We start from the raw sequence: 18,078 nt of genomic DNA on the forward strand, positions 1-18,078 counted from the left end.
CCCTTCTTTCAGTTTTTGAATACGTCACAAGGATTCTCGCGTTCTGCGGGGCCGGTGACGATGGTGTGGTGGAAACGCGGGTCATTTGTCTCTGCTGGCGCCTCGACAAAGCCAACAGAGAAAACGGTGAGATCGGGTTGGGCGACTGCGATCATCGCGGGTATGCCCCAGTCAATGCGCGCATGACCATTGCCTGCAATCAACACAACAGGGGCGCCGTATGTCTTCAGCGCATCAAGCGTCGCCCTGGCCAGGGTCGCGTCGCGTAAGCGCTGCGCCTCGATCATGCCGCCCATCATATTCAATGGCATCGCCTCGCAATGGGCGGTGAACTGCATGTCCTTGCGGAAGGACAGCTGGATTTCCGGGACTGCCTGGTCCAGCCCGAATTCCGCGGCGTCTTCGCCAAACACAGCCGCAGCCCCCTCGCTGAACGCGCGCCGCACGTCGGCTTTCGGGGCCGCGGCCCCTACGGCAGGGATTTGTTCCAAGGCTTCAAACACAGGCTGGTACAGCTCGAAATCCGGCCAGTTGGAAGAGGCCCAGCCGATCCGTGCTGCGACCTTTGCCATGTCTTCGCGCGGCGTTGCGTTCAGCTTGGCGGCCTGCGCGGGCGACAACATCTCGAACACCACGGCTTTGGGCTGTACCTGCCGGATCAGATCGCCTTGGCCTTGATGATGGAGCGGGTTGTCATGGATCTCGCCCAGAAGGACGATGTCGGCGTCTGGCGCCATATCCAATGCGGCAGCTGGCGTGCTTAACGTCATCACCGCAAGTATAGTCCGGATCATGATGCCACCTTTGCTTCGGTCTGGGACCGTGCCGCATGCGGCAGAACAAAGGGGACGCCGGGTGATGGAATCTTGTTAACCTGCAAACGGCAGCCATAGGCCGCCGACAGCGTCTCATCGGTCAGAACTTCGGCGGGTGTTCCCTGTGCTTGCACCGTGCCTTCCGACAGGATTGTCACCGCATCGGCATACAGCGCGGTCAGGTTCAGATCATGCATCACCGCGACCACGCCGCCACCAGAACGCGCATAGCTCCGCGCGATATCCATGACTTCCAACTGGTGCCCGATATCCAGGCTCGCGACCGGCTCATCCAGCAACAACCAGCGTGGAGCCCCGTTCAGGACCGGCTCCCACACCTGCGCCAGCACGCGGGCCAGTTGGGCGCGCTGTTGCTCTCCGCCCGAAAGCTCCTGATAGAACCGGTTCGCATAATGGCCAAGGCTGACGCGGTTCAGCGCCTGCATTGCCAGGCGGTCCACATCACCCGATGTGCCGCTGTGCAACCCAATGCGGACCACTTCGATCACCGTGAACGGAAAGGCCAGGGTGGTTGCCTGCGAGAGCACCCCGCGTTGCGCGGCCAACTCCCATGCCTGCATCGTCGCGATGTCTTGCCCGTTCAACACCACGTCACCGCGATGGCTCACGTCACCCGTCATTGCCCGCAAAAGCGTGGTTTTTCCGGACCCATTGGGACCTACAATCGCTGTGACCCGACCCGGCTTTGCGGTGAAATCGACGCTTTTCAGAATGGTCTTCTTGCTGAAAGCGACTGTGATATGGCGCGCCTCCAGCATCTTACAGATCCACCATTCCGCGACGGCGCAGAAGGATCCAAAGAAAGACCGGCGCGCCCAGAACGGCGGTGACAATGCCGATGGGCAGCTCTGCGGGGGCAATGATCACACGGCTGATCACATCCGCGATCAGCAGAAGACTCGGCCCTAAAAGCGCAGAATTAATCAACAGAGCCCTGTGATCCGGTCCAGTCCAGAGCCGTAACAAATGCGGCACGACAATGCCGATGAACCCGATGCCACCCGAGACTGAAACGGCTGCGCCTGTTGCGGCGGCGACGATCAGGATGGCTGTATTTTTCATGCGCTGCACCCGGATGCCGATATGATGCGCCGTCGCTTCCCCAAGTGCCAAACCGTTCAAGCCGCGCCCCAGCGTGAAGGCCGCAAGAAGCGCAAAGAGGATGATCGGCGTAGCGACGAACGCCTTGGTCCATGTCGCGCCCGCCAGCGATCCCAACCCCCAGAAGGTCAGGTCGCGCAACTGACTGTCATCAGCCATATAGACCAACACGCCCGATACCGCCCCCGCAAGCGCGCCAAGCGCGATGCCTGCCAGAAGCATGGTCGCGACAGATGTGCGCCCGCCGCGCGTGGCCATCCGGTAGAGGATCAGGGTCGAGCCCCAGCCGCCCAGGAAGGCCGCGAAGGGGACCAAATAATTGCCGGTCATCGTCAAAAGCCAAACCGGCATGAAGCTGCCCAAAACGATTGCGATAATTGCGCCTAGGCCCGCGCCCGCGCTGACACCGACCAGGCCGGGATCTGCAAGCGGGTTGCGGAACAGCCCCTGCATCACTGCCCCCGACACCGCCAGTGACGCGCCCACGCAAATGCCCACGATCAAACGTGGCGCGCGGATGTCCCACAGCACGACGCGCTCCATCTGGGTGAGCGCCTTACCCGTCACCAGCTTGCCGATTGCGCCCCAAAGCGATGTGCCCGAGGCGCCAACGGCAAGGCATGCGACTGACACAGAGAATAGCAAAAGTGCCAGCCAAAGATGCGCTGCCCGCGCCGTTTGGCTGCGGTCCACCGGGGGAGATATGTCACTGACAGCCAACATGTTAGCTGCCGTAAAGCGCGGCGTTCAGGTCAAGAACTGCCTCTGCCGTACGTGGGCCAAAGCCCAGAAGGTAGAGCCCGTTCATGCGCACGACAGCGCGGTTTGCCGCCGCCGGTGTCGCCACGATGGCGGGCATGGCGAACAACTCGTCATCGGCGGCGCCGAAATCGCCGCCGCGGTCCATCATCAAGATTACATCCGGCGCTGCGGCACTGACGGCCTCGTCCGTCATCGGTTTATAGCCTTCAAACGCTGTTACTGCGTTTTCCGCCCCCGCCAGCTTTATGATACCGTCAGCTGCGGTATTCGTGCCCGAGGCCAGAATGCGCCCGCCTTGGGTGGACAAGATGAACAGAACCTTCTTCGGCGCCCCATCATATGCGCCGGACTGCGCAACGGCTTTATCCAATTGCACGCTCACTTCGGCGGCCAGGGCCTCCGCCTGCTGAATGGCACCAAGCGCTTCACCAACAGCGCGGATCTTGGCGACGACACCGTCACGGCTGTAGTCGTCGGGAACCACCACGAACGGGATCGCCGCCTCTTCAAGGATTTCTATGGTCTCGGGCGGACCTGCACCATTTTCCGATATGATGAGTTCCGGCCTCACCGACAAGACGCCCTCGGGCGATAGCGCGCGCATATAGCCTACATCCGGCAAACCCGCCGCTTTCTCTGGGTAGGTCGAGGTGGTATCGCGCGCAATCAGACGGTGGCCCTGATCGAGGGCATATACAATCTCTGTGACAGAGCCGCCAATCGACAGAACATCCGCGTATGGATCGGCCTGCTGGGCCGCACCGGCAGAGACCCAAGGAGCGACTCCAGCCCCCCAGAGCGCAATCATGAATATCAGCAAGGTCGTTTGATATGCGGAATTTTTGGAACCGCTCACGACAGCACCTCTTCGGGCAAACCGTCGAGCGTTTCCACAAGCTTACCCCATGCCGGACGGTGGTCGTTCCCCTCCTTGCCGACCCCAAACACCTGAAGGATCAGCATGCCTTTGTTGTCGAACGCCTCGACCGAGACGGCGATGCCGCGCTGCGTTGGTTTCTCTACCGCCCAAACCTCGGCGACGTGATCCAGTCTCAGATGCAGGTTAAAGCCGGGGTCCATCACATTTTGCCACGGGCCCATCGGGCGCAGAGTGTCAATCAGACCGTTATGGATTTGAATGCAGCCCCTATTGCCCACAAAAACCATCACCTCCGTTTCGCTGTCTTGCAGCTTATGGAGCATTTGATTGATTGCTTCGGGCCGCAGGGCCCGCACAAATGGCGCGCCAACGATACGATAAGCACCGAGCCGGTTCATCTTCAGCTTCGACGTCAGGCGCATGAATTGATGCGTATCCGTCATGCGCGTCCACTCTTTGCGTAGAATGCTGAGCTTCGCAGGATCGGACTTTGCAGCCTCAACGGGTGCGCGGGGTTCAACCTTCAAGACCTGGCTTTGATCCTTGACCGCGAGGGAAGATTTCAACTCCTCCCATGTCTGCTCATGCTCGTCATTTCGCAGGAATATCTTATGAACTGCATCACCCGCCGCATCGAACACTTGCAAGCTGCGGCGCATGCCTGCGTCGGTTTCCTTCTCCACAAGGAAGCCGTGCCGCCAATGGCTTGGGAATATCCGCAGGTCAATCTCGGGCGTCAGAACCATGCACGCATGACCCCCAGAATGATAGTTGTCGTAGACGCCGATTTTCTCGTGCACACAAGACGCGTTGCGGGTCAGGGCCATAACCTCACCTAACAGTTGCGCGGCCCCAATGATGCGGTCGGGATGGGCTTCAATCCGGGTGGCGTCAATGCTGGAATAGGCCGCAAGCAACTCGGCCTCGTTTAACCCGTTCTGGTCCGCGAAGTCGCGGTCCCGCATTTTAGGGTTCTCGCCGCGCAATGTGCGGATGTCTTCTGGTGTCAGGTTGGCCAAGACAGCACCTCTTTGTGATCATTGTGATGTTCAGAGGCTGGCACGACATAGCGGCTGGCAGTCCAAAGATATACTTTGGAAATATACTTGACGCTTTTAGTAAGAATAATCTATGAGCGCAAGTGGCGCGATTGCGCATTTACAATTTTTCACAATAACCACGACACGCCAGCGTCTCTGCAAGCATCGGTCGAACACCATGTCTGTGAGGGGACCACATGTATTATTCCACAAAGCGCGCTTATCTATGGGCGACGACAGCGTTGATCGCCGGTCTGTCATTTGCCGCACCTGTATTTGCCCAGGCACAAGCCGAAGTCGATCTTGGCGTGCTTGTGCTTGGCTTAAGCAAGCGGGATGTTCAAACCGATACAGCCACGGCTGTGACGGAGGTGGATCAGGAAGAAATCGATGACCGCCAAGCCGGCACCGTAGCAGAGCTTGTCGACAGCGTTCCCGGTGTGAACCTTGTCAATGGCTCAACGCCCCAAGGCTCCGGCATCAATGTGCGCGGCTTTGGCTCCAACGCCACCTTCGGGTCAGACCAGAAAGTAAAGATCATTGTCGATGGCGCCGATGTCGGGGCGGAGGAACTGTATCGCATCGGCACACAATTATTCACGGATCCGGAACTTTATCGCTCAGTAGAAGTCATCCGCGGCACGGTTGGAAGTTTTGAATACGGTTCCGGCGTTGTGGGCGGCGTGATCAGGCTGGAAACCAAAGACGCGTCTGATTTTACTGGCGGCGAGCCGGGATTTGTCGGCAATCAAGCACTGCAATTTTCAAGCAATGGCGACGGTATCACCAGCTCTACGATTCTTGCATGGCAGCCGAACGAGAACCTTGAGCTCCTTGCGAATTATACCATCCGTGACGAAAACGTGCCAACGGATGGCAGCGGAACACCGATCGGAACGAAGGGTTTCAAACTGCCATCCGTATTGCTCAAGGCAAAATACACGTTTGGCGATGCACGAGAGCATTCTTTGGCCTTCTCCTACACCGACAGCTCAACCGATGACCGCGACGTGCCCTATGACACTTTCACGACGACCGGCGTCGGGTTTGGCAATGTCGACCGTCAGACCGAGTCGCGCACCGCGTCGTTGAGCTATGACTACAATCCGTCCGGCAATGACCTGATCGATCTGAACGTGGTCCTGTCCTATGCGGATCAGGAAATCATAAGCGAAGGTACGAGCGGCCAAACCGGATTTCTTGCAGCTCTTGTAAATGCCGACCAGCGCTATGAAACGACGAAGCTGGCCTTCAAGAATACCAGCCTTTTCGAAACCGGCGCGCTCTCTCACAATCTGCGCGCGGGCCTTGAATTCATCCGTAAAGAGCGCCTGAATGCGTCATCTGCGCCAGGCGGCACGGACAACCGTGTTGCCATCTTCGCCGTTGACGAGATGTCGATTGGCAACGCGTGGACGATCACCCCCGCGCTGCGCTACGAGACGTCCAAGATCAAAGGATCCACCGCGCCAAACAATGGCGCTTTCGACAATAGCGCGCTGATGGGCGGCATTTCGGTCCGCTACGCATTCGATAACGGCTTCGCCATCTTCGGAAGCGCGGCCTACACCGAAAACCTGCCAATCCTGGATGACCTTGGAAATCCGGCCTTCATGGTCACATCGGAGAAAGCCCGCACATGGGAGTTTGGCGCGGCGTACAACGGCACCGATGTGTTCCAAGGCGGCGATCGTTTGGCTGTGAAAGCCAACATCTACTTCACCACACTATGGGACGTGACCTCTTATCAGGCGGCGGGTCTGCCGTTCAACTCACCCATCAATTTCATCGAAACCAAAGGGCTCGAGCTTGAAGCGTCCTATTCGATGGCAAGCGGGCGTTACGTCGATCTGAACGCAAACATCAGCCGGGGGAATGAAAACCATCCGGGCGGCACAACAGCCGATTGGCGCGGCATCCCTGCCGATACGGTTCAATTCACCTTGGGCAAACAATTCGGTGAAGAACTGGACCTCAGCTGGGAGGTCGTGGCCGACCGGCGCTACACCCGCTCCACCACGCCTGTGCCCGGTTTCGCCGTCCACAACCTGCGCGCGACATATGCACTGCAACAAGGAATATTGGAGGGCGCGGAAATTCGTATTGGCGTGGAAAACCTGTTCGACAAACAATACACCCGCCGCCTCTCAACCCGCCCCGCACGCGGACGGAACGTGAAGCTGACCCTGGCAAAGAGCTTCTAGATAAAGAGCCCCGCTGACGTGAAGCCGCTGGTCGCCGCGCCGGGAGCTGTCCCGCTCTTGTGCCGTCCCAGGCGCTCGTTCAGACTTGATCCCGGCAACACGGTCGCGCCGGGACATCCCCCTGAAAGCATGTGTTACGCAATGCCACGAAAACTATTGCAAAATCGGGGCTGCCCACCAAGGGCGGACACCGTTCAGTGTCCGATCATCCACTTGTACCGCGTCGGTCGTTCCTTGGGTTTTCCGATCTTGCAAATTGGGCACCCACATCCTGCTAAGTGTTTTTTGTTCACCACCCGCGGCTCGTTACCACTTTTTTCCGAACGCGACATGTACCCGCGCAGTGTCGAGTTCATCAGATTGAGCCCGGGAAGCGCCACCTGGCGTGGGCTGGGCTTCGTACAAATGGGGCAATTAATCTCATTGGTGGCATCAACAATTGTCCTCCATGTATCGAATGTTCCGCAATCGTTGCAGGTGTACGTATAGATCGGCATCTGAAAGTCTCACTTATCTTAGTTGGCGTTTTGTGATCGTCCAAAGCTTCGCGGGCGCTTTACAGAAGCCCGTCAAGGATCAGGAAACCCGGGATCCAGCCCGTTACAATGCCGGTCAGCAACGTCGTGGTGGCCGTCGCTCGCAATATCGGCCGCTGCATGGCGAGCAGCAGGAAGTACATGAACCAAAGTACCGCCCATAACGCCCAATTGAGTCCCATCCAGATGTCCAAGGCCGACTCTGCCGTCGACAATCCCCTGATCGCAACAGGTACAACCGTGATCGAAACAAACAGGCTGAACCATCCCAGCCCGCGCCCGTCCACGGCAACCAGCCGGTTGTATGCCACCCAGAAATAGGTCGTCGCGAACAGCAACGTCAGAGCACCGGCACGGATTGACCCGTCATCTGCGCCACTGCCGAACACCGAGACAAGCCCAACCAAAAGGGCCACGATACCCGACATGACGTCGATAACAACGATTTCGCGATCCTCGATCTTTCCAGAAAGCCAAAGACCGTTCAAAAACAGGACAACTCCGACGTACAGTAGTAGAAAGCCAAGCATATTTTGTTCCTCCCCTCTTGGTTTAGCGGCCGGATAACCAACCCGGCCGCGTGAGTTCTTGCAAGGGATCGAGAGCGCTAGCTGGCCTTTGCCACGTCGGCCCCAGTGACCTGTTTGGTCGGCCCGGTCGAATTCGGGTTGATGTCGAAATCAAAGATCGCTGTCGGGATCGCCAGCGTGGCACAAACGTTGGGGATGTCGACGATACCGGCAATGCGTCCTTCAACCGGCGCAGTGCCGAGGATCATATATGCCTGCTCTCCCGAATAGCCGAATTTTTTCAGATATTCGATGGCATTCAGGCAAGCACGGCGATAGGCGACATGTGCATCCAAGTAATATTGTTCGCCGGTGTGTTCATCGACCGAGATGCCCTCAAAGATCAGGTAGTCGTCGAAATGCGGATCAATCGGGCTGGGTTTGAATATCGGATTGACAACATTGTACTTGGCCATGCCGCCTTTGATGATATCGACACTGATGTCGATCCAGCCGGCCATTTCAATTGCACCACAGAAGGTAATTTCACCGTCGCCCTGCGAGAAGTGAATGTCACCCATCGAAAGCCCGGCACCTTTGACGTAGACTGGGAAGTAAACCTTTGATCCGCGAGACAGATTCTTGATGTCGCAATTGCCGCCATGCTCGCGCGGTGGAACCGTACGCCATGCCTCGGCGGCTGCCGCGCTGGAGGCGTCGCCACTCATCTGACCCATGAGCGCAGTGTCCGAATAGGGCAGCGCGGCCAACGGTGGAACCCGATCGGGGTCAGTCGACACCAATTCGGCTTCGCGCCGGTTGGCCTCATCCAGCAGTTTGCGGTCCGGCAGGCAGCCAATCAGACCCGGGTGAATGATCCCAGGATATCGCACACCGGGAATGTGGCGTGACGTCGTGTAGATGCCTTCGAAATCCCAGCAGGACTTGCTGGCATTGGGGTAATGTTCCGTCAGAAAGCCGCCGCCATTCTCCTTGGCGAACAGACCGTTGAAACCCCATTCGGAATCCGGTTTCGCGCCCAGGTCCAGAATGTTCACCACCAGCAGATCACCCGGCTCTGCGCCCTCAACCCCGAATGGTCCGCTCAGATAGTGTACACGTGTGAGATCGACATCGCGGATGTCGTTGGCGCTGTCGTTGTTGCCGATCTGTCCGCCGGTCCAGTCATGGCATTCTACGCGAACCGTTTCATTGGGTTTCAACATCTCGACAAAGGGGATATCCGGATGCCAGCGGTTGTGGGTTTTGATGTCGTGATCTTCCGGTGCCTTTTTGAGGTCTACTTCAAATACTGTTCTTGGCATGTCGCTCATCTCCCTGAGTGCGACGGGGCGGTAAGAGCGCACCCCGTGGTTGCTGATCCGGTGCGATCTGCATAGGACTGCACGGATAGGAGAATTTTCTAGCAACACCGTGTAATCGCTCTGTGCTTCGGAAGCGTCGGCTTTGTAAACTTTTGTAACCATTGGCGAGCTGAGCAGCCCAAACCTCAGACCCGGATCCGATGAATTGCCGTTTATTCGCAATATCTTAGGTGTTGAGTTGGCGCCTGTATTCGACGTTGCCCGGCTGTATCTCTGGTTTTGCTATTCCTTTGCACGGACTTCTCAGTCGACTCGGCAGAGGGAATTGGAATACCCTTGTTACATGGTTGGGGGACAGCATTCGAATAAGGTTTTGGTCGTGGATGACGACCGGGGTATCTGTATCTTTCTCAAGCGGTTTCTCGGCGATGAAGGATTTGTCGTGAAGGCAGCGCATGAGGGGCGGAAGATGCGCCGCGCGCTGGCGGATGATGCCTATAACCTTATCCTGCTGGATCTGGGGTTCCCCCAGGGCGAAGATGGCGTGACATTGGCACGACGATTGCGCGTTCAATATGACTATCCACTGATCATCTTGTCCGGAAAGAATACGACGATTGACAAGGTCGTTTGCCTGGAACTCGGCGCGGATGACTATGTAACCAAGCCATTCGAGCCGCGCGAACTGCTGGCAAGAATGCGCACCGTGATGAGGCGGTATTCCGGTCGCATTGATCGCGGGTCTGCGCAGGAACAACATGACGTGATGCTCAGCTTTGCCGGCTGGAGGCTGGATCTCGAACGGTATCATCTGCTTGCGCCGACAGGTGAACGGACCCGCCTGACCCGCCGCGAATTCGATGTCCTGCGTGCGCTCGTGCAACGCCGTGGACGGGTTCTGACCCGGGAACAGATCCTGGACATCGTCGCCAATCGATCCTGGTCGCCTTATGATCGCAGCGTGGACGTGTTGATTGGCAAACTGCGCCGCAAGCTGGGCGACGGGGCCAGCGACGCACAACTTATCAAGACCGTGCGCGGAATTGGCTATATGTTCGCGCCCTCAGGTCAGGCCTGAAACCTGCCCGGCAGGAATAGCGTCATGGTCGTACCCTGCCGGGGTGTGCTTTCAATCTCAATCCAGCCGCCATGGGTGCGTGCGAAATTGTCCACCATCGTCAACCCAAGCCCGTTTCCATCACCACGTTTTTTGGTCGTGAACAGCGGTTCGAGCGCGTGCGCGCGCACGTCTCTTGACATGCCGGTTCCCGTATCCGTCACCGAAATCGCGACAAACCCGCCTGTAATTTCGTGTGTTCCCTTGCCCGCAAGTGCCGAGCCAACATGATGGTTTCGTGCCGTGATGGCCACGGTCCCGCCCCCCTCCATCGCGTCACGCGCGTTCAATGCCAAGTTCAGCAGGCTGGTTTCAAGTAACCCGCGCGAGACCACGAGAGAGTTGAGTCGATCCGGCATATCCAGACTGGCGCCCCACTTCTGGCCCAGCGTCCGTTTCAGCATCGCCACGAAATCAGGCAGCATCTCGACCAGATCGATCGTTTGCTCTTGGTCATCCGGTCGCGAACCAAAGTTCAGCAACCGGGATGTCAGCTCTCCGCCCGTCAACGTTGCGGTGATCGCTTCGCTGACCAGTTCCGTAAACTGCGGGTGCGCCGTACCGATGCGTTCCTCCAAAAGACGCAAATTGCTTAGCAAAACCGCGAGTATGTTGTTGAAGTCATGGGCGATACCGCTTGCCAATTGACCGATTGCCTCCATGTGCTGCTTTTGACGCAGTCTCACCTCGGTCAGCTTTTGCACATTCAGCAACTGTATTCGCTCAAAGCAACGGTCCAAAGTAGAAAGCATGTCCTCACTGTGAAATGGTTTGGAGAGATAGTCGTAGGCTCCGGCCTGCAATGCCTGAATTGCCGTATCCACTGAAGCAAAAGCGGTGATCATCAGGCACATCAGGTCTGGGTTGATCCGGCGCAGTTCGCGCACCACGTCCAGACCGTCATTGCCCGAGCCAAGTCGTATATCGACCAACGCAACCGCGACGTCATGTTGCCTGACGGCCTGCATGGCAGTTTCCATGCTGTCGGCACACAGGACATTATAATTCTCAAGCGACAACAATCGGCTCAGGCTCTCGGAGAAGTCGATATCGTCATCGACGATAAGAATGATCCGGCGCGGCACCTCTGTCATTTCTTGAGCGCCTCTACGCGCGGCAGACGAAGTTGCACGGTGGTTCCGACACCGCTTTTGCTAATAACTTTCACAGTTCCACCCATGTGCTCGATGATGCGCTTGACCAACGGCATCCCCAACCCCACACCAAAGGCATTGGTGCTGAACAGCGGTTCAAACATCCGGAGCTGGATATCGTCAGTCATACCGCCCCCCTTATCCGTCACGTCCAGAACAACCTCGTCACCATCGGAAAACGTCGCCACCTCGATAGGGGCGTCACTCTTTGCAAGATCGCTGGCTTGTGCCGCATTGTTCAGAATATTGACGAAAGCCTGCCTTAAGCGCTCACTGTCTGCAAGAACCGCGCTCTCTGACCCCAGATCAAGGACAATCCGCGCGCGCATGGCCGGATCCATGTCTGCAAGCGCCCGGGTCACCCAACCGTCCATATCGATCTCTATCGAATAGAAGGAATAGTTTCGTGAGAAGTCGAGCAGATCGTCAATGATCTTGACGCACCGCCATGCATTGCGTTGCAGCCTGTCCAACTCACCCAGGGTTTCGGTCTGCTCTCCGGTCGCCGAGCGGCGCAGCACATCGGCAGAATTCACCAATGTTCCCAACGGGTTTCGCAATTCATGGCTTACAGTTGCAGTGACCTCACCGATGGCGGCCAAACGTTCGTTCGCGGCCAGGTCCTCTTGCGCCTTGGCCAGTTCTTCCAGCGAGGTCAACAGATCCCGCTCCGCGAGTTCGCGGCTTTCATGCGACAGCACGATCCACCAGGTTCCGACTGCCAGCAATGGCAGCAAGGCCAGGAACACTCCGATCAGGACCAAACTGCTATCAAGATGCGTGGTTTCCGGGTTCGGCTCTATCAATCGATAGGTAATCAGTATCGCCGCGGCGACGACGACCGTCAGAGCCAGGAACACGCCAGCCGCCTTGATCAGTCGCTTGACGGTGTTGGGTGCGATCTTGTCCCTCAGCCCGCCCAGGCGAAGCCCGAAATCCGCACCCTCTGCGCCCTCGGGTGACTTGCACATGTCGTGACAGTGGGATTCCAGGCTGCAACACAATGAACAGATCGGTCGTTGATAAAAGGGGCAATGGGCCATGTCGGGACGTTCATACTCGAACCCGCACAATTCGCAGCGCACGTTTGCATCCTCGGGCCCGGCCAATGCCACCGAGGGGCGCGCGATGTAGTAACGCCCCCCGGTTGCGACGCCGATCAGCACGGCGGCAAGCAACGCCACGACAAATGCCAATGGCGCGGCGTATGCCTGAGCGAGCTCACCAAAAAAACCCGCGAAAACGGAAAAGGCGACCAGTGACGCCAGCGCCATTGCGCCGCAACCGACGGGATTGAAATCGGGTAAATAGGCCCGTTTGAATTCGGTGAACGAGGGGCTGACTCCAAGGGGTTTCAGGATCGCGAGATCAGCAAAGATCGAACCGACCCACGCTGCGGCAATAACCGAATAAATCGCCAAAACCACTTCAAGAGTGTCAAAGACCCCCAGCATCATCAACAAGAGCGAAATCATGATATTGAACAACAGCCAGACAACACGTCCGGGGTGGTACAGCGCCACCCGGGAAAAGAAATTGGACCAGGCCAGAGAGCCGGCGTAGGCGTTTGTTACATTGATCTTGACCTGCGAAATGATCACAAAGATCGTCGCCGCGGCCAGTACGACACCGGGATCCGCGCTGACATATTCATAGGCCTGTATGTACATGTGAACGGGTTCCAGCGCGGTTGCCTTGGACTGGCCCGCCGAGATGACCAGAACCGCAAGGAAACTGCCGAACAGAATCTTCAGCCCGCCCACCAGGATCCACCCGGGACCTGCGAAAATGACTGCCGCCCACCAGGAGAACCGGTTTTTTTCGGTCTTGTCCGGCAGAAAACGCAGATAGTCCACCTGCTCTCCGATCTGGATGGAAAGCGCGAACAGGATCCCCAAGGCGCTCCCGAATGACAGGATATTGAACCCGCCTCCGCCCTCTTGTGCCCCAAGAAACCCGGTCCAGCGTTGAATGGTTCCCGGATCCTCGTAGAGAATGTATGCAAACGGGAGCAACTGCATCGCCACCCATATCGGCTGGCTGATCAGTTGAACGCGATTGATCATCGTTACGCCCATAAAGGTGATCGGGATGATGACGATGGACGAGATCAGATAGCCAAGAACCAGTGGAATTCCGGCCAGCAATAGCAATGCCTGCGCCATGATCGCGCCTTCAAGCGCAAAGAATATGAAGGTAAATGTGGCGTATACCAGCGACGTTATTGTAGATCCGACATACCCGAAACCCGCGCCCCGGGTCAGCAGATCCATGTCGATATTGTAACGGCTGGAGTAATAGGCGATTGGGAAACTGGCCGTGAAAATGAATACGATCGCGACCAGGATTGCTGGAAATGCGTTGGCAAAGCCATAACTCAACGTGATCGCACCACCGATCGCTTCAAGCGCGAGAAACGATATTCCACCAATGGCCGTGTTGGCTATGACGAAGGGCGACCACCTGCGAAAGGACCGCGCCGCGTATCGCAGCGAATAGTCCTCAAGCGTTTCATTTGCAATCCAAGAGTGGTAAGATCGAAGAAGGGGAGAATGTGCGTTCTTCAATTGAAACTCCTCTTGGGCGACATGGACGCAAAGCAACATCTAACACTGCTATTTTTGCGGTAATCCCCAGATTTTTCGGGATCGTAGGAGTGCCCCCGCTGAAGTGTGAAATGGTCAGGCGAATTCAGACAAAGTGCTAAGATGTATCCGACACTTACGGCAAGATGTACAAATGACCAAGAGACACAGCTTTTCTGACAAGTTCAACGCCACGGTAGCGCTTGCTGCGCTGCGTGGCGACAAGCCGGCAATCCCAATTGAAAGGAGGAACGACATGAACGTTCAGAAAACCGTAGGGCATGGCACTGCACTGGGCACATCGCATCTTGGGGCGTAACCGTTTGGCCTGCGCGCTCTGATGCCGCTTAGGCGGGTGTGATAATATAGTGGACATGTTAAGGCAGGCTCTGGCGGGGAAGAACGGTCAGCAGAAGCGGGTCTGGCGCGCGGCGGGCGTCACGGACATGCGCAAACCCAGGGCAAAATCGAGCGCTGGCACCAGACCATGAAGAGCCGGGTTCCGCTGGAGAATTATTACCTGCCGGCGATCTCGAACGTCAGATCGGTTCCTTCGTCGATGACGACAACACCAGCGCTACCACGAGAGCCGGAACGACGTCACACCCGCCGACGTCTACTCTGGCCGCGAAAAGCCATTCTGAGAGAAAGGAAGAAGATCGAGAAACCGACAATCCGCCAACCCCATTTGCAACATCAGAAACAGGCGGCATAATCAGTCAGACCAAAGAGCCAGAGCCTCTCATGCTCAAACCGCTCTGATGTCCCGTTTCATATGATGACGGGCACGCGTTTGCCCACTCAAGATTCAAGCGTGAAGATTTTGCTTTGGTGCGATATCACACGCCTGTGAATCCGGCACTTGTTTATTCCGACGGCAAAACCTACACCAACTGTATCTTTTTCCATGGAGGCGGGAATGCTCACGATCGGCACTCTGTCAAAGAAGACCGGCACGAAGGTGCAAACCATCCGCTACTACGAGCAGATCGGGCTCATGCCCGAACCTGGCCGGACCGAAGGCGGCCAGAGGCGCTACGACAATGCACAGCTCGACCGCCTGTCCTTCATCCGTCATTCGCGACAACTTGGCTTCTCGCTCGATGCGATCCGCGAGCTGCTCGACCTCAGCGACCATCCCAACCGGCCCTGCCACGAGGCAGACGCGATCGCGCGTCGCCAGCTCAAACAGGTGGAACAGCGCATGGCCCGCCTGGAGGCGCTGCGCACGGAATTGAAACGCATGGTTCACGAATGCAGCGGTGGACGTACCGCCGATTGCAAGGTGCTTGAGGTGCTGCGCGATCATTCCGAATGCCTGACGGAGCACGACGAGATCGGCGCCTGAAATGCCCGCCCTACTCGCCTGTCCGCGCGCGGCCCTGGCCGAAATCGCCGGGTGTTTCGCCATTAGGAGCTGGCTGCTCGCCCGCCTCTTGAAAAGAAGGGCTGAAACTACAGCGGCCGTAGCAATAACGGAGGTCGAGCCGAGCACACCACAGGGTCATCACGTCTAAGTTACAGAATATCGCTTGACCTCCGCTTGCTGGAAGGTTGTACAAACTTCATATGATCTGCGTTTTTCGCCTTGTTTTGATTCTTGCCCTGTCCTTCGGTGCCGTGATTGCGCCGGATGTGTCGTCGGCCAATATATCGGACACGGCTATGGCGCAGATGGGCAACGCCGAAAGCGCGGATAGACGTTGCGACGGGTGCGACCCCGCCGGATTTTCTGACGTCATGCCCTGCGAGAGCGGGTGTCTTGTCCCTTGTGGCTCCAGCGGAACGGCTGGCATCCTTGCCGAGGTGCTGCCAGCACGGATCGCGATGCCCTTCGGTCCCGCTCTCCGGGTTGCCGAACCTTTGATCCCGCTCGGCGCGATTCTTATGCTCGATCCATTCCCTCCCAAGCTGCCTGTCTGAACCCGATACCGGCCTCGCCTGCTGCGAGGCCTGACCGTTGCCTTGGCCGAAGCTGGCCGAGGGCGACCCTTTCAGATCAGTGCGGTTGCGATGACCCTTTACAGACCGATTTCACGACGGCACGTGCTGCGCACCGGTGCCGCTTTCACGGCCATATCCGCTCTGTCGCCTGTGCGAACAGCGATGGCCGGTCCAATACAAGACCCATTCGTGATGCGCGCGGCGTCCGGACGGGCCGCCCTGCGTCCGGCCCCCTACGGCCCGACCGATGTCTGGAGCTACAACGGATCCGTCCCCGGCCCTGAAATCCGAGTGCGCCAAGGTGACCGAATTCGGATTCTGGCCCGGAATGGGCTGGATGAAGACACCACGATCCACTGGCATGGTATCCGCACACCCAATGCGATGGACGGCGTGCCGTTCCTCACGCAGGACCCGATCCCGGTCGGTGGCGATTTTCTCTACGAATTCGATGCACTGGACGCGGGCACGTTCTGGTATCACCCGCACCAGCGCAGTGTTGAACAGGTCGGACGCGGCCTTTACGGACCCCTGATCGTCGACGAGGCGGACCCGATCCGCGTGGATCGCGATCTGACCTGGATGCTTGACGACTGGCGCATGACCCGGGACGGGCAGATTTCGGCCGACTTCGGCAACCGACGCGACGCGATGCATGGCGGCCGCATCGGCAATTCCGTGACTATCAACGGCCAGATACCTGAACGCATCGCGGTGCGATCCGGTGAACGCATTCGCCTTCGGCTGGTCAATGCGGCGAACGCGCGGATTTTCGGGCTGGATTTCGGCGATCTTGTGCCGGTCGTGGTCGCGCTGGACGGTCAACCCGTGACGCCCCATGCCCCTGACAGCGGCATCGTTGTGATCGGCCCGGCCATGCGTGTCGATCTGGTGATCGACATGACCGGCAAGCCCGGAGATGTCATCACTGTTATCGATGCCTTTTACGAAGGCCTCGAATACCGTCTAGTCGATCTCGCCTACGGGCCGGACAGGCTGCGGGACAGTGTGCCGGACTGGTCGATGGACCTGCCACCCAACCCGCTTGCCGATCCTGACATGACGTCGCCCGCGCGGCATCGGATCGTCTTCAACGGCGGAATGATGGGACAGACGATGATGGGCGGCGGCATGGGGTCGATGATGGACCAGATGCGCGAGGGCAACATGTGGTTCATCAACGGCAAAGCCGCGACGGGGCAGATGATGGATCCCTTGCTGGTTCTGCCGCAGGGCACGTCGCAGGTGTTCGAGATGAATAACCGCACTGCCTGGCACCATCCGATCCATTTCCATGGCCATTCGTTCCGTGTGATCGCGCGCAACGGGCAACCGACACGGTATCGCGAATGGCAAGACACCGTCCTGATGGCCCCCGAAGAACGGGTCGAGATCGCGTTCGTCGCGGACAATCCGGGCGACTGGATGTTCCACTGTCACATTCTGGAACACCAGGCGGCGGGCATGATGGGCGTCATCCGGGTCGATCCTCGCGCGACCAAAACCTGAAATCTCACAGATCAATGACACCGAAAGGGAATGAACCGATGAAAAAGACACTTGGATTTGCCAGCCTCGGCACAGCTGCTGCCGCCGCCGTCCTTGCGATGAGCCTGAATGCGGCCCCGGTCGCAGCGCAAGAGGTCACACTCTACAAGGATCCGCAATGCGGATGCTGCGAGAATTACGCGGACTACCTGCGCGAAAACGGTTTCTCGGTGGAGGTGACGCCGACCCATGATCTGGCGCAGATCAGCCGCGACGCCGGTATCCCGGATTGTTGATTGTCGCTGAGAACTGACCCGGCATTGTCACCGAGACTTGACCCACCCAGCTGTTATGTTCTTTGCGTCATGATGGCGTCAATGCTGCTGTCTCCTTTCGTTTCTTTTTCGCTGTCTCCGAGCTGGCCTTGAACCGATAGCTGTCATTGCCGGTCTCCAGGATGTGGCAGCGGTGGGTAAGGCGGTCGAGTAGCGCGGTGGTCATTTTCGCATCGCCGAACACGCTGGCCCATTCGCTGAAGCTCAAGTTCGTGGTGATGACGACGCTGGTGCGCTCGTAGAGTTTACTGAGAAGGTGGAA

At 57.8% G+C, this 18,078-nt stretch carries 17 protein-coding genes and 1 pseudogene; 7 read left to right on the forward strand and 11 right to left on the reverse strand.

The window, feature by feature from the left end; genetic code table 11:
- Positions 1-8 precede the first annotated feature (8 nt).
- The 5 genes from NANH_RS25145 to NANH_RS0101445 are packed head-to-tail and all read right to left on the reverse strand — an operon-like array spanning position 9 to position 4,544.
- Positions 9-794 (reverse strand): ChaN family lipoprotein, encoded by a 786-nt coding sequence (locus NANH_RS25145; RefSeq protein WP_036049181.1) that lies wholly within the window; start codon positions 792-794, stop codon positions 9-11.
- Positions 791-1,594, reverse strand: a complete 804-nt coding sequence (locus NANH_RS0101430; RefSeq protein ID WP_027260433.1) for a heme ABC transporter ATP-binding protein — start codon at positions 1,592-1,594, stop codon at positions 791-793. Before NANH_RS0101430 ends, NANH_RS25145 begins: the two co-directional genes overlap by 4 nt.
- A 1-nt stretch (position 1,595) precedes the next feature.
- Positions 1,596-2,660 carry a FecCD family ABC transporter permease gene (locus NANH_RS0101435; protein ID WP_027260434.1) on the reverse strand — a complete coding sequence of 355 codons (1,065 nt, stop codon included), beginning with the start codon at positions 2,658-2,660 and terminating at the stop codon, positions 1,596-1,598.
- A 1-nt stretch (position 2,661) separates the two neighbouring features.
- The gene (locus tag NANH_RS0101440) at positions 2,662-3,507 is read right to left on the reverse strand and encodes a heme/hemin ABC transporter substrate-binding protein (RefSeq protein ID WP_036049226.1); all 846 of its coding nucleotides are present in this window, start codon (positions 3,505-3,507) and stop codon (positions 2,662-2,664) included.
- Positions 3,508-3,551: 44 nt separating this feature from the next.
- Positions 3,552-4,544, reverse strand: coding sequence for a hemin-degrading factor (locus NANH_RS0101445; RefSeq protein WP_051372196.1), 993 nt, complete (start codon positions 4,542-4,544; stop codon positions 3,552-3,554).
- A 272-nt stretch (positions 4,545-4,816) separates the two neighbouring features.
- Between NANH_RS0101445 and NANH_RS0101450 the strand changes: the two genes are divergently transcribed.
- Positions 4,817-6,823: a TonB-dependent receptor domain-containing protein gene (locus NANH_RS0101450; RefSeq protein ID WP_036049186.1), complete on the forward strand. Its 2,007-nt coding sequence runs from the start codon at positions 4,817-4,819 to the stop codon at positions 6,821-6,823.
- A gap of 194 nt (positions 6,824-7,017) precedes the next feature.
- On the opposite strand, the gene NANH_RS29760 is transcribed toward NANH_RS0101450, so the two are convergent.
- From NANH_RS29760 to fmdA, 3 genes are all read right to left on the reverse strand, one after another.
- Positions 7,018-7,320, reverse strand: a complete 303-nt coding sequence (locus NANH_RS29760; protein ID WP_074920716.1) for an FmdB family zinc ribbon protein — start codon at positions 7,318-7,320, stop codon at positions 7,018-7,020.
- Positions 7,321-7,379: 59 nt separating this feature from the next.
- The gene (locus NANH_RS0101455; RefSeq protein WP_027260438.1) at positions 7,380-7,889 is read right to left on the reverse strand and encodes an AmiS/UreI family transporter; all 510 of its coding nucleotides are present in this window, start codon (positions 7,887-7,889) and stop codon (positions 7,380-7,382) included.
- A 77-nt stretch (positions 7,890-7,966) separates the two neighbouring features.
- Positions 7,967-9,193 carry a formamidase gene (gene fmdA, locus NANH_RS0101460; RefSeq protein ID WP_027260439.1) on the reverse strand — a complete coding sequence of 409 codons (1,227 nt, stop codon included), beginning with the start codon at positions 9,191-9,193 and terminating at the stop codon, positions 7,967-7,969.
- A gap of 379 nt (positions 9,194-9,572) precedes the next feature.
- Between fmdA and NANH_RS0101465 the strand changes: the two genes are divergently transcribed.
- Positions 9,573-10,271, forward strand: a complete 699-nt coding sequence (locus tag NANH_RS0101465; RefSeq protein ID WP_211237072.1) for a winged helix-turn-helix domain-containing protein — start codon at positions 9,573-9,575, stop codon at positions 10,269-10,271.
- On the opposite strand, the gene NANH_RS0101470 is transcribed toward NANH_RS0101465, so the two are convergent.
- The gene (locus NANH_RS0101470) at positions 10,262-11,404 is read right to left on the reverse strand and encodes a hybrid sensor histidine kinase/response regulator (RefSeq protein ID WP_027260441.1); all 1,143 of its coding nucleotides are present in this window, start codon (positions 11,402-11,404) and stop codon (positions 10,262-10,264) included. The two genes, NANH_RS0101465 and NANH_RS0101470, sit on opposite strands and share 10 nt — an antisense overlap.
- Entirely contained in the window at positions 11,401-14,031 is a 2,631-nt protein-coding gene (locus NANH_RS0101475) for an ATP-binding protein (protein WP_027260442.1), read from the reverse strand. The genes NANH_RS0101470 and NANH_RS0101475 overlap by 4 nt, the downstream gene beginning before the upstream one ends.
- A gap of 172 nt (positions 14,032-14,203) precedes the next feature.
- On the opposite strand from NANH_RS0101475, the gene NANH_RS28295 reads away from it, so the two are divergent.
- From NANH_RS28295 to NANH_RS25150, 5 genes and pseudogenes are all read left to right on the forward strand, one after another.
- Positions 14,204-14,368: a hypothetical protein gene (locus NANH_RS28295; RefSeq protein WP_154665553.1), complete on the forward strand. Its 165-nt coding sequence runs from the start codon at positions 14,204-14,206 to the stop codon at positions 14,366-14,368.
- A gap of 126 nt (positions 14,369-14,494) precedes the next feature.
- Positions 14,495-14,764, forward strand: a pseudogene (locus NANH_RS29195) (IS3 family transposase); the annotation flags it as partial.
- 204 nt (positions 14,765-14,968) lie between these two features.
- Positions 14,969-15,397: a MerR family transcriptional regulator gene (locus tag NANH_RS0101485; protein WP_027260443.1), complete on the forward strand. Its 429-nt coding sequence runs from the start codon at positions 14,969-14,971 to the stop codon at positions 15,395-15,397.
- A gap of 758 nt (positions 15,398-16,155) precedes the next feature.
- Positions 16,156-17,502, forward strand: a complete 1,347-nt coding sequence (locus NANH_RS0101495) for a multicopper oxidase family protein (RefSeq protein WP_245601365.1) — start codon at positions 16,156-16,158, stop codon at positions 17,500-17,502.
- 38 nt (positions 17,503-17,540) lie between these two features.
- Entirely contained in the window at positions 17,541-17,777 is a 237-nt protein-coding gene (locus NANH_RS25150) for a DUF411 domain-containing protein (RefSeq protein ID WP_245601366.1), read from the forward strand.
- Positions 17,778-17,844: 67 nt separating this feature from the next.
- On the opposite strand, the gene NANH_RS0101505 is transcribed toward NANH_RS25150, so the two are convergent.
- On the reverse strand, positions 17,845-18,078 hold a 234-nt coding region (locus NANH_RS0101505), incomplete at its 5' end, for an ATP-binding protein (RefSeq protein ID WP_027260446.1).

It is taken from the genome of Sedimentitalea nanhaiensis DSM 24252, assembly GCF_000473225.1.
GTDB classification, from domain to species: domain Bacteria; phylum Pseudomonadota; class Alphaproteobacteria; order Rhodobacterales; family Rhodobacteraceae; genus Sedimentitalea; species Sedimentitalea nanhaiensis.